Source organism: Bradyrhizobium sp. HKCCYLS1011 (genome assembly GCF_051167795.1).
In the GTDB taxonomy this organism is placed as follows: domain Bacteria; phylum Pseudomonadota; class Alphaproteobacteria; order Rhizobiales; family Xanthobacteraceae; genus Bradyrhizobium.
Map to the genome: position 1 here is coordinate 35,987 of NZ_JBNPTT010000002.1, position 12,208 is coordinate 48,194.

General features: G+C 64.0%; 12 protein-coding genes. 6 read left to right on the plus strand and 6 right to left on the minus strand.

All coding sequences use genetic code 11. The features are described 5' to 3' along the window. Positions 1–6 precede the first annotated feature (6 nt). From ACQR1W_RS04820 to ACQR1W_RS04835, 4 genes are all read right to left on the minus strand, one after another. A complete protein-coding gene (locus tag ACQR1W_RS04820) occupies positions 7–1,317 on the minus strand; it encodes a hemolysin family protein (RefSeq protein WP_434849755.1) in 1,311 nt (436 codons plus the stop codon). 136 nt (positions 1,318–1,453) lie between these two features. After that, positions 1,454–3,418 carry a carbohydrate porin gene (locus tag ACQR1W_RS04825; protein ID WP_434849756.1) on the minus strand — a complete coding sequence of 655 codons (1,965 nt, stop codon included), beginning with the start codon at positions 3,416–3,418 and terminating at the stop codon, positions 1,454–1,456. Positions 3,419–3,855: 437 nt separating this feature from the next. Next, positions 3,856–4,128, minus strand: coding sequence for a hypothetical protein (locus tag ACQR1W_RS04830; protein ID WP_434849757.1), 273 nt, complete (start codon positions 4,126–4,128; stop codon positions 3,856–3,858). 145 nt (positions 4,129–4,273) lie between these two features. Next, positions 4,274–5,089: a creatininase family protein gene (locus ACQR1W_RS04835; RefSeq protein WP_434849758.1), complete on the minus strand. Its 816-nt coding sequence runs from the start codon at positions 5,087–5,089 to the stop codon at positions 4,274–4,276. Positions 5,090–5,171: 82 nt separating this feature from the next. Between ACQR1W_RS04835 and ACQR1W_RS04840 the strand changes: the two genes are divergently transcribed. The 6 genes from ACQR1W_RS04840 to ACQR1W_RS04865 all read left to right on the plus strand — a co-directional run bounded on the left by ACQR1W_RS04840 (position 5,172) and on the right by ACQR1W_RS04865 (position 9,958). Then, positions 5,172–6,191 carry an ABC transporter substrate-binding protein gene (locus ACQR1W_RS04840; protein WP_434849759.1) on the plus strand — a complete coding sequence of 340 codons (1,020 nt, stop codon included), beginning with the start codon at positions 5,172–5,174 and terminating at the stop codon, positions 6,189–6,191. Positions 6,192–6,215: 24 nt separating this feature from the next. Then, entirely contained in the window at positions 6,216–7,028 is an 813-nt protein-coding gene (locus ACQR1W_RS04845; protein ID WP_434849760.1) for an ABC transporter ATP-binding protein, read from the plus strand. A gap of 65 nt (positions 7,029–7,093) precedes the next feature. Then, positions 7,094–7,852: an ABC transporter permease gene (locus tag ACQR1W_RS04850; protein ID WP_434850424.1), complete on the plus strand. Its 759-nt coding sequence runs from the start codon at positions 7,094–7,096 to the stop codon at positions 7,850–7,852. After that, positions 7,852–8,835, plus strand: a complete 984-nt coding sequence (locus ACQR1W_RS04855; RefSeq protein WP_434849761.1) for a 2-hydroxyacid dehydrogenase — start codon at positions 7,852–7,854, stop codon at positions 8,833–8,835. Before ACQR1W_RS04850 ends, ACQR1W_RS04855 begins: the two co-directional genes overlap by 1 nt. Next, entirely contained in the window at positions 8,835–9,527 is a 693-nt protein-coding gene (locus ACQR1W_RS04860) for an AprI/Inh family metalloprotease inhibitor (protein WP_050886429.1), read from the plus strand. The genes ACQR1W_RS04855 and ACQR1W_RS04860 overlap by 1 nt, the downstream gene beginning before the upstream one ends. A 113-nt stretch (positions 9,528–9,640) precedes the next feature. Then, positions 9,641–9,958 (plus strand): hypothetical protein, encoded by a 318-nt coding sequence (locus ACQR1W_RS04865; protein WP_008969377.1) that lies wholly within the window; start codon positions 9,641–9,643, stop codon positions 9,956–9,958. 116 nt (positions 9,959–10,074) lie between these two features. Here ACQR1W_RS04865 and ACQR1W_RS04870 read toward each other — a convergent pair whose 3' ends face one another. Then, complete coding sequence (locus ACQR1W_RS04870) at positions 10,075–11,367, minus strand: acyl-CoA dehydrogenase family protein (protein ID WP_434849762.1); 1,293 nt, start codon at positions 11,365–11,367, stop codon at positions 10,075–10,077. 90 nt (positions 11,368–11,457) lie between these two features. Further along, positions 11,458–12,183: a hypothetical protein gene (locus ACQR1W_RS04875; RefSeq protein ID WP_434849763.1), complete on the minus strand. Its 726-nt coding sequence runs from the start codon at positions 12,181–12,183 to the stop codon at positions 11,458–11,460. Positions 12,184–12,208: the final 25 nt, after the last annotated feature.

Here is a 12,208-nt window from a genome sequence, read left to right on the forward strand (position 1 = left end):
CGCGCTTCAGCCCGCCGGTCCGGCGTCCTCGTCCTGCGCCAGCCGCATCGCCAGGATCTTGTCGATGCGGCGGCCGTCGAGGTCGACGATCTCGAAGCGCCAGCCATTGAGATCGAAGCTCTGTCCAACGTCTGGAACGCTGCCGAAATGCTGCAGCACGAGGCCGGCCACGGTGTGATAGAAGCGATGCGGCGGGATCTCGATCGACAGCAGGTCGGCGAATTCGTCGAGCGGCATCCAGCCCGAGATCAAATAGGAGTCGTCGGCGCGGCGGACATAGGCGGGTTCCGGTGGTCCCGCTTCGGAGGTGAACGCGCCGACGATCGATTCCAGAATGTCGGCCGCGCTCACGACACCTTCGAACGCACCGTATTCGTCATGCACCAGTCCCATATGCACCGGCGAGCCCTTCAGGATCGCGATCACGTCACGGGCATCGACGCTGGAAGGAATGATCGGCACCTCGCGCACCAGGCTGCGCAGATCGGGTGTTTCGTCGCGCAGATAGGCGGCGAGCAAATCCTTGGCCTGCAGCACGCCGATCGGGCGATCGCGTTCGCCGTCGGAGACCGGCAGCCGCGAATGCGGGCTTTTCGCCAGTAGCTCGCGGATCGCCTTGGGATCGTCGTTGAGATCGATGACGTCGACTTCGGGGCGCGGCGTCATGATCGCGCCCACGGGGCGGTCGCCAAGCCGCATCACGCCGGCAATCATCTCCTTCTCGCCGGGCTCGAGCACACCAGCAGTTTCCGCCTCCCGCACCAGGTGATGGATCTCTTCTTCCGACACCTTGCCTTCGGCGTCGCCGCCCCGGCCCAGCAGGCGGAGGATCAGTTTGCCGGAGATATCGAGCAGCATGACCAGCGGCAGCGAGATCTTCGCGAGCAGCTGCATCGAAGGCGCGACCTTGACAGCCACGGCTTCGGGGTCGCGCAACGCGAGCTGCTTCGGCACCAGTTCGCCGACGATCAACGTCGCATAGGTGATTGCGGTCACGACGAGGCCGACCCCGGCGAAGTCGGCAATCGAAGGCGAGAGGCCGAGATCCAGCAGCCATTGCGTCAGGCGCTGGCCGAGCGTCGCTCCCGAAAAAGCGCCCGAGAGCACGCCGACCAGCGTGATGCCGATCTGGACAGTGGACAGGAACTTGCCGGGGTCGGAGGCCAGCGCGAGCGCGCTGCGCGCACCTCCGACGCCTTTTTCGGCCAGCAGGGCCAGCCGCGCCGGGCGCGATGAGACGATCGCCAGCTCCGACATCGACAGCAGGCCGTTTACAACGATCAGGACGAGGACGATCGCAAGTTCAACCGAGAGCATATGGGCCTGTGTTGCGCCGGAGGGCAGGAATGGATACGAGCTCCCTTATATAAGATCGCAGACGCCGCTTCGCTCCCAAATGCCCGGGACCGAAGACTGCGCGGGCTGGCTCATCCGCGGCCAAGTCGCGATCGGATCAGAATTCCGCGTGCAGGCGGGCGGAGAAGATCGACACCGGCCCGCGATCGGCGTTGTAGGCGGGGTTGGCGATGAACTGGTAGTCGGCCGTGGCGGTGAAGTTCTTGGTGACCTGATAGGCGTAATAGGCCTCGAAAATCTGCTCAGGCCGATAATTGAGCCGGCCATCGCCGATCAGCAGTCCGGTGCCGCCGGCGGCGAGGAAGTCGCGATGCGCCGATGACAGCCCGTTGACGGCGCCGCCGATGCCGACCGTATCGTTCGCGCGGCCCCAGAAGCTGCCCTTGATCGAGACGCCGCCGGAGGCGCTGCGATCGATATCGGTGAATGACAGGATCTCGTTCTGGCCGTCGTTCCAGCTCAGCCGCGCGAACACGCCGACATCTGGAACGACCTGCTGCTCGAGATTGGCGTAGAAGCCGTATTTCGGATTGACGTGACGGATGCTCGCCATGACGTTGTTGATGTCGAGCGTCGGGTCGGCCGCCTCGATCGCCAGCGCCTGGCGATAGTTGCCGGTGATGCCCTGATTGCCGAACGCACCGATGCGCAGTTTGCCGGGCTGGCTGAAGATGTTGTGGCGCTCCTCGAACTCCACGACGGCGCCGCCGCCCTTGAGGCTGAGCTTGTCGCTGTTCGGCTGTGTCGGCACCTGCAGCACGGCGCCGCGGATCGCCCAGTCCTTGCGGTTGAGCTCGACCACGGCGCCGCGGGTATAGCCCGGCAGATCGGCCGGGAAGTCATAGGCGGCAGATTCCCACAGCGCCCAGTTCATGAAATCGGCGCGCGGGTCGTGGGCATAGGCGTTGTTGTCGAAGAAATCACCGACGGCAAAGCGGCCGACGATCACGGTCACGCGGTCGATGTCGCGCTTGCCGGGCAGCTGATTGGGACCATCGGCGACCTCCTCCTGCTCGCCACCGAGGCCGAAGGTCTGCTTGAAGTAATAGCGCTGCGCGCGGATGCGCGGATAGGCCGCTCCGGCCTTCTGCGCCTCGCCATTGGGGAAGCCGGCAATGCCGAGCGTTCCGTTGAGGCCGAAACCCTGCGCTAGCTCCGGGTTCAAATAGAACTCGCCGCCGTCCCAGAGCCGCGCGCCGACGAACGCGGTCGTGGTCCAGGTCGCCTGCACCTGGCCGCGGCCGGGCAGGCTGTTCGCGCCGCTATAGGGCGATGAGAAGCTGGGATAACCCTGCGGCAGGAAGGTCGTCTGTGCGTGGACGTTCCAGTTGTCGGACTCTGGCAGCTTGGGGGTCGTGGAAGCCTTCGGCGACCAAAGGCTGTCACCGAATTGATAGTTCAGGCCGAGCTTGACGAGGTGCAGCTGCGGGTCGACCGTGACCGGCGCCAGGCGGAAGCCCGAGAGATCATAGCTGCGGCGCGCCAGGTCGACATAGTCATATTCGAGCTTGGCGGTCCAATTGCCGCTCACCGCGAATTCGAGGCCGACACCTGCCGTCCAGCCGGCTTGATAGTGTGAGACGACCGCGCCACTGCCGTCGTTGATGTCGACATGCGGGTGGCCCCAGGCGAAGCCGCCGGTCACATAAGGCATCCAGCGGTCGAAAGCGTAGCCGAGGCGGCCGCGCAGCGTACCGACGTAATCGATGGTCGTGTTGAACGGGGTCGGCGCGAACCGCGCAACCGCGGTTTGGTCGATCGGGCTCGGGAATGTCGCGTCCGCTTCGACACCAAGGACAATCCGATTGGCCAGCTCATGATTGTAGCCGACCTGATAGCCGCCGATCAGGCCGGTCGTGCTGTGCGGAAGCAGCGCGCCCTGCAAGGGAATGGGATTGCTACCTGCCCCGAGTCTGCCGCCGCCATAGCCGAATTGACCGCCGACATAGAAGCCGGTCCAGTCATAGGCGGTCTTGAGCGCCGCTGCTCTGGCCTTCAGCGGCAGATCGGCGGCAAGCGCCGAATCCGCCAGCATGATTGTGCCGAGCGCGGCACAAGCCATGGTGAAGTCCCTTGTGGGCCAACGGATCATTGAGCGGACTGGTCCAAGCGATGCATCAGGGCGGGCATTAAAATAGCGATTTCAGTCACAGCTGATTTGCCCGTACCCTGTCACCAGGAAAACGAGTCCCGCTCGTTTCTCTGCCGGATATGCACATCCGATCCCAGCACCACGCCACGCGCGCTTGAAACTGTTATTGCGAATAATTCGCAAGTTCAACACGCAGAACGCCGCAGGTGCGTGGTTGGCATGGTTCTGTGACGTCCGTGCAACATGGCGCTCATGCCATAGCCGCATAAACTGAACCCGCCCGGTTGGGATGGGACCGGGCGGGTTGGTGCGACACGCGCTTGCGCGGATGAGGGGCAGCGCGCATCGAACGCCTGAATCGGTTCTCGCACGCATGCCAGCGCATGCGTCAGCGGAGCGGATGCGGCTCAGTAGGCGCAGGCGCGGACCCGGCCGATGTAGCGGCCGAACGCATCATACTGCGGCACCCAGCGGCAGTGGCGGTAGCCGGTGTAGTAGTAGCCATCTTCGGCGGCGATCGCGCTGCCGACGACAGCCGCGCCAATCAGGCCGGCCCCGACGCCCCAGCCCCAGTGATGATGGAAGCCATGGGCTTCGGCGGGCGTGGCGGTCGCGGCGATGCTCCCGGTGACGGCGAGCGCAGCAAGGGTAATGGCGGCAAGCTTGGTCTTGATGGACACGGTGAAGGCTCCTCTTGGATTTGCGGCGGCCTGTCGTGGCCGCTTGCCAAGTTGGACGGGGCCTTTTCGAAAGCGGTTCGAATCGATGTTTCGGAGAGCTACGCGCTACTAAAATAGCGTTAACGCGCAGAGCGTTATGATCGATTCAGCGACGCGCGCCAGGGCCATTGCCGAGCGTCTTCACGTCGAATTTATCGACGTCCTCGAGCAGCTCGCAGAACGCATGTGCGCCGTGGGCGATCAGCCGCTCGCCCTTCTCAGCGCTTGCTTGCGTCGCGTCGCCTACGGCACCGCTCGCATTGAGATCCTGTGTCTGCCACGCCAGCGGCGCCGGCCGTTGCGTCGACAGCCAGCGATAGCGGGATTCCATCTCGGCGCCTGCGGATGCAAAATTGGCTGCCGCGTCCATGCGCACAAGATCCGGGTAGCGCGCCAGCATGATCGAGGTTTCGACCGCACCGCCATGAATGCCGTGGCGCAATTCGTCCTCGGCAAACAGGCCGCCCGGCGTGCCGAAGCGCGACCACGACGTGGTGACGACAAGCATGCCGAAGGTGGCACGGAGATCCTGCGCCACCAGGGTCATCGCGGCGCTGTTGCCACCATGGCTGGTGACGATCACGAGCTTCCTGATGCCGGCCCGCGCCACGCTTTCGCTGATGGCGAACCAGCTTTTCAGCGCGACCTCAGTCGGCAAGGTCAGCGTACCCGGGAAATCGACATGCTCGGTCGAAATCCCGATCGGCTGCACCGGCAGAAATGTCACCGGCAGATGGTCGGGCAGGAGCGCGCGGACCGCAGCGAGATAGGCCTCCGCAATCAGCACATCGGTGCCGAGAGGCAGATGCGGCCCATGCTGCTCGGTGGCCGCCAGCGGCAGCACGGCGATCCAGCCGCCTGCATCGGACGTGTCGAGCTCGGGCCAGCAAATGGAGGTCCAGTCGCGGGGCGGGATGGTCATCGCAAGCGTGGTTTCTTTCGGCCGGAGGTCGGGTTAGTAATCTCTCCAACCATCATGGGCCAGAATGAGCGGGAGTCCAATCATGACGCAGGCGCTTCTGTTGCGAATGTTAACGGCGGCTTGGCTGGCCGTTACCGTCGCGTTTGCGCCTGCGAGCGCCCAGACGCTCGACAAGGTGTCGTTCGGCACCAATTGGGTGGCCGAAGCCGAGCATGGCGGCTTCTTCCAGGCGCTCGCCGACGGCACCTACAAGCAATATGGGCTCGACGTCACCATCGTGCCGGGTGGGCCTAACGATAACAATCGCATGCTTTTGATCGCGGGCAAGCTCGATTTCTTCATGGCCGCGAACACGCTGATGTCGTTCGATGCGGTCGCCAACAACGTGCCCGTCGTGTCGGTCGCGGCGATGTTCCAGAAGGATCCGCAGGTGTTCCTGACCCACCCGGAGCAGAAGGTCGCCAAGCTCGAAGACCTGAAGCCGCTGACCCTGTTCGTCTCCAAGGAGGGGATCTCGAGCTATTATCAATGGCTCAAGAGCGAATACGGCTTCTCCGAAAAGAATGTCCGTCCCTACACGTTCAACTCCCAGCCCTTCGTCGCCACGCCGCAAAGCGCGATGCAGGGCTATGTGACGTCCGAGCCGTTCGCGGTCGAGCGCGCCGCCGGCTTCAAGCCCGGCGTGATCCTGCTCGCCGACTACGGTTTCAATACCTATTCGACCCTGATCGAGACCCGCCGCGACCTGATCGAGAAGAAGCCTGATCTGGTGCAGCGCTTCGTCGACGCCTCGATCGTCGGCTGGTATCATTATATCTACGGCGACAATTCCGCTGGGAATGCGATGATCAAGAAGCTCAACCCCGAGATGACCGACGATCTCCTGGCCTATTCGGTGGCCAAGATGAAGGAATATGGGATCGTCGATTCCGGAGATTCCTTGCGCGATGGAATCGGCGCGATGAGCGACGAGCGCGTCACCAGCTTCTTCGACAAGATGGTGCGGGCCGGCGTGGTCAAGCCCAGTATCGACTATCGCAAGTCCTATACGCTGCGCTTTGTGAACAAGGGCGTCGGACTTGATCTGCGGCCGAAGAACTGACGGGCGCAAGAAGCCGAACCAGACATGGTCGATTCCGTTTTGTCCGATCTGTCCAGTGCTGCGCCCGATGCGGCCGTGACGCTCGATGGCGTCACCAAGATCTATGACAGCGGCGTGACGGCGGTGGGACCGCTCGACCTTGATGTCGCGCGGGGCGAGTTCATTTCGCTGCTTGGGCCCTCAGGCTGCGGCAAGTCGACAGTGCTGCGATTGATCGCCGGGCTGGCTGCGCCGACCAGCGGCAGTATTGCCGTGGCGCAGAGCACAGGCGTGTCGCGCTCGGATCACCGCATCGGCTTCGTGTTCCAGGAGCCGACCCTGATGCCCTGGACCAGCGTGCGTGAGAATGTCGGATTGCCGCTGAAGCTGGCGCACATACCTGCGGCCGAGGCGCAAACCAAGATCGATGCGGCGCTGGCGCAGGTCGGCCTGTCCGATTTTGCCGAGCGCTTTCCGCGTGAACTGTCCGGCGGCATGAAGATGCGGGTATCGCTGGCGCGCGCGCTGGTGACGAGCCCGGACATCCTCCTGATGGACGAGCCGTTCGCGGCGCTCGACGAGATCACCCGCTTCCGCCTCAACAACGATCTGTTGGAGCTGTGGCGCAGCTTGCGCATGACCGTCATCTTCGTCACTCATTCGGTTTTCGAGTCCGTCTATCTCTCCCAACGCGTGCTGGTGATGACGGCGCGACCAGGGCGCTTGAGCGCGGAGATCCGCGTCGAGACCGAAGAGCCGCGTGGCGAAGCGTTCCGGACCTCGATCGCCTATGCCGATTATTGCCGCCGCGTGTCGGATGCGCTGGCGCCGGCCTATGCGGGAGCGTCGGCCCTGTGAGCACGTCGGGTCGCCAGAAAGTTTCCGTCCCTGCGCGACCGGAAACGCGGCCGGCGCTCAGACTTGTGCTGCCGGTGCTGGTGCTGGCGGCCGGTCTTGGCGTGTGGGAACTGGTGGTGCAACTCAACGCCATCCCGCCTTACGTCCTGCCTGGCCCGGTGCTGGTGCTGGAGACGCTGTTTTCTGATTGGGACGTACTGTCGCAATCGCTGCTCACCACGCTGATCACGACCGCGGAAGGCTTTGTCGCCGCGGCGTTCGGCGGCGTCGCGCTGGCGCTGGTGTTCAACCAGTCGAAATGGCTGGAATACGCTTTGTTCCCCTATGCCATCGTGCTGCAGGTCACACCCGTCATTGCGATTGCGCCCTTGCTTCTGATCTATCTGCCGCAGCAGACGGCAGTGGTCGTCTGCGCCTGGATCGTCGGCTTCTTTCCGGTGTTGTCGAACACGGCGCTGGGCCTGAAGTCGGTCGATCGCAATCTGCTCGGCCTGTTCCAGCTCTATCGTGCCTCGAAGCTGCAGACCTTGCGTTATCTGAAGCTGCCCGCGGCGTTGCCCTATATCCTCGGTGGTCTGCGCATTGCCGGCGGCCTGTCGCTGATCGGCGCCGTGGTCGCGGAAATCGCGGCGGGCAGCGCCGGCGCCGGCTCGGGACTGGCTTATCGCATTGCGGAATCCGGCTATCGTCTCAACATACCCCGCATGTTCGCCGCGCTGTTGCTGTTGTCGGTGGCCGGGATTGTCATCTACGCCGTGCTGGCGTTATTTTCGTACCTCGTGTTGCGGCGCTGGCATGAAAGCGCGCTTGGAAAGGACACCTGATGGCGGCTGTTTCGTCTGACAAGATCGATTTGCTGATCTACGGGCCGCTGCGGCCGATCCTCGAAAAGGGCTTTCCGGACAATTTCAATCTGCACTTCGCCGAGACGCGCGGCGATCTCGAACGGCTGCCGGCCAGCGTCATGGAATCGATCCGCGGCATCGCCATGACTTTCCATACGGTCGCGGCCGATGCTGCGGTCATGGCGCGCTTTCCGGAGCTCGAGATCATCGCGAGCTTCGGCGTCGGCTACGACAACATCGCCGCGGCGCATGCCGGCCAGAACGGGATTATCGTCACCAACACCCCCGACGTGCTGAGCGAGGAGGTCGCGGACGTCGCGCTTGGCCTGCTCATCGCCACCTTGCGCGAATTCATCAAGGCCGATCGCTACGTCCGGTCCGGCCAGTGGCAGACGCAGCCCTATCCGCTGTCCGTCGGCTCGCTGCGCGACCGCACCGTAGGCATGATCGGCATGGGCCGCATCGGCCAGGCGATCGCGCGCCGGCTTGACGCGTCCAAGGTGCCGGTGGTCTATCACTCGCGCAGGCCGGCGGCCGGCGTCGCCTATCAGCACTATCCGGACCTGATCGAAATGGCGAAGGCCGTGGACACGCTGGTCGTCATCGTGCCCGGCGGCGCCGGCACCAACAAGATGATCAATGCCGAGGTGCTGCAGGCGCTGGGTCCGCGTGGCGTCGTCGTCAACGTCGCACGCGGTTCTGTGATCGACGAGCAGGCGCTGATCGCGGCCTTGAAGTCCGGCGGCATCCTGGCTGCAGGCCTCGATGTGTTCGAGAAGGAGCCGAACGTTCCGGACGAACTGAAGAGCATGCAAAATGTCGTGCTGCTGCCACACATCGGCTCGGCCGCCATCGTAACCCGCAACGCGATGGATCAGCTCGTGGTCGACAATCTGACGGCCTGGTTTGCCGGCAAGCCGCCGCTGACGCCCGTTGCGGAAACGCCCGTGAAAGGTCGCTGATGATTCGTCATCTCCTGTTGTCGGTCGCGCTGCTGGTCGGCTGCGCGGCGGCCGCGCCCGTCGCGGCGCAGGATGCCGCCAGCCTGAAGAAGGCGATGGTGGGACAATGGGAGCTTGCGACCACCGATCGCAGCAAGACCTGCGTTGTGACGATGAAGCCTGATTCCTCGCCGCGCGGGCTGAAGCTCGAACTCGAGCCGAATTGCGCCGCGGCGCTACCCTTCACCAAGGATATCGTGGGCTGGAACGTAAAGGGGCTCGACATCGTGCGGCTGCAGGATGCGACCGGTGAAGCCGTGATCGACTTCACCGAGGTCGAGACCGGTATTTTCGAAGGGCTGCGGCAGGGCGAGGGTGTCTACATCCTGCAGAATCTCGCTGCGGCCCGTTCGCTGGCAAAGTCGATGGATCAGATGATCGGTGACTGGGCGATGGTCCGCGGCAACGGCGACACGATCTGCGGCCTCACCCTCACCAACAACGACGCCGGCAACGATAATTTCCAGGTGTTTCTCAAGCCGAAATGCGATGCCAGCGTCACGGCTTTTGCGCCGACGCAATGGCGACTAGAGCATGGCCAGATGATCCTGATGTCGGATCGCGGCGAGGCCTGGCGCTTCGAGGCCGACGACAATGCGCAGTGGCGCCTGGTTCCCGACAGTGCCAATCCGCTGATGATGCTGCGGCAATGATGATCGAGCCGCGGCTTGCGGCGGGTGCCTTGAACCTGCCTTGATCTGCGCCAAAGAACCGCGGCCATGGGCAGTGTAGCAAGCCGCAAGCCGAATGAAAATGGAGGGGTAACATGATCCGATCAATCGCAAGTCGCTTCGGGACTCTGGCTGTGCTGGGGCTCGCACTCGCCGCGCCGCTTCATGAGGCCGCGGCACAGGATGCGCTGGGAGGCGCCATCCTCGGTGGCGCCGGCGGCGCAATCATCGGTGGCGCTCTTGGCGGCGGCCGCGGCGCTGCCATCGGCGCCGTGCTTGGCGCCGGCACTGGAGCTGCGATTGCAGCGGAAGGCGAGCGCCGTCGCGCCGGCTATTACTACTATCACAATGGCTGCTATCTGCAGCGCGGTGACGGCGCCTGGGTCCGTGTCCATCCGCGCTACTGCTACTGATCAAGTCTCCTCGCGCGTCTGATTTTTCGCGGCTCAGAGTGAGGTGTGTCAGGCGGAGCTCGCGAACGCATGCTCCGCCTGCTGCGGTCAGTGACCCAAAATCAGTGGCCCCAAGATCAGTGACCGAAGAACGGATTGACCGGCGGGAAGCCGAGCGCAATCGCGCCGGCCTGCGTATAGAATCGCTCCTGGGCGAAGACGTGCTGACGCGCGGCGTGGATGTCGCGCAGACGGCGCTGCAGGGGTGAGCTGCTGAAAATGACGCTCGCACCTCCCAGCGTGTAACAGCCGCTGACGACGTCGCTGCAGGTGGCGTGGATCCAGGCGCTGCCCTGAAGGCCTTCCACGAAGTCGGCCTCGGCGTCCAATTGTCCCGCCAGCGCGCGGACCCATTGATCGACGACCTGGACCCGCAGCAACGCCCGCGCCGCACGCAGTGATGCGCCGAGCCTGCCGAAGGCGTGCTGGAACACAGGCGCATCTTTCAGGTCGGCGTTTGCGAACAGCTGGCGCCGGCCCTGTTTGGCAAGCGCGGCAAGATCCTCGACAGCAGCGGACGCGATGCCGACAGCGACCGCTCCGTGCAGACTGGAAACGAAAGGTGCCAGCGCAGCTTCGAACGGTCCGGCCACATTCGACGGCCCGGTCAGCGCATCAAAGACCATTTCAGCCGGTACCAGGGCATGTTCGAGCACGACATGATGGCTGCCGGTGCCGGTCAAGCCCGAGGCCTGCCACGTCTCTTCGATCCGCCAGCGCTCTGCAGGCAGGATCACGAATCGGGTCAGCGGACCATGATCGGTCATGACCGGCTCGCCATCTCGGGTGATCACGCAGTGACCGACGATCCATTGTGCATTCTGACAGCCGCTGGAAAAAGGCCAGCGGCCACTGACGCGGAACCCGCCGTCCGTCATTTCCGCGCGGCCCGCCGGCGTCCCGACGCCAACCACCATCGGATCGGCGCCGTCCGCAAAGACACGGCCGTAGATCTCCGGCGCAAGGCGCGTGCAGAACAGCTGCGAGCCTGTGGCGATCATGGCAACCCAGCCGACCGAACTGTCCGCCGCCGATAGGAGCTCGATCGCAGTGACGACGTCGGGAACGCTCAGCTCCAGGCCGCCATGGCTGCGCGGGACCAGCGATTTGAACAGGCCAATTCGTCTGAGGCTGTCGATGATGTCGCCAGGAACCCGACGTGCCGATTCGATTTCATCGGAGCGTGCGGCGAAGCTTGGTGCGAGATCGCGGATGGCTGCGAGCAGCTGCGCCGCGTCGTGGGAAGTGGTTTCGGTCGATCCGCGCGCATCAAGCCTGCGCGCCGTCATGGACTGTGCTGCAACCATCTCGTCCTCCTCAAGTCGCGCCTGCACCGCGACGGCGCTTGCGAAGCTCAAGGTGATGAGCACGCGAAGTTTCGACGTGATGACGAGAGCGGCTGAGATGGTTACACCTGTAGCGGATGGAGCGCTCCGCTCTCAGAGGTGCTGGCTGGGCGGCTATTTGCGGTGATAGAGGCCGCTGAAGGTGACGCCGGAGCCGCCGCAATCATTATTGTCCTCGACCAGTAGCCAGGGGCCGATCCGCTGCATGCGGACGCGGCATTCGTCCCCTTCGTTGGGGCGCTCAAACGGTGTGCTGCCGTCGTTTACGAACGCAATGGTGCCGTCTTTCGGTGTGGCGATCGCTTCGATGGCGCCGTTGTGGAAGTCTCGTCCGGCCGGCACGACCTGCTCGCCGTCGATCTTCAACTTGCCGCCCTCGCCCTTGGCGATCGTCATGCCGCCGCCAGGGTGCTCCCAACTGCCGAGCCACTCCGACGGCGCCGGCGCGGTCATCGGCTCGACCCTGCTCAGCGCCGCGCTTGGCAGCCAGCCTCTGGCCCAGATCTGCTTTTTCGCTGTTGGCGATTGATAGATGACGCAGGTGAAATCGCCGGAGGTCTTGCCGACCAGCACGAGATCATTGGTGACGAGATAGGCCGTCCTCCGGCACGCCTCCGTGGCGGCAGGGCAGGTCGTCGCCTTGAAGTCGTCGTCATAAGGAGACTTGATGAAGTTGACCCGCGGCTGCGCGATGACCTTTGCCACCGTGAGCGGGCGCTTGTCATCCCAGTCGACGCCAAGACAGTCGTTCGGGTTCGCGGTCTCGGCCGAAGCCGAGACTGCTGCGAGTGCCGCACCCAGGTTCAGGATCAAGGCCAGACCGATCAACTTAACTTGCATCCGAGATCTCCGTGCGCGATTCGCG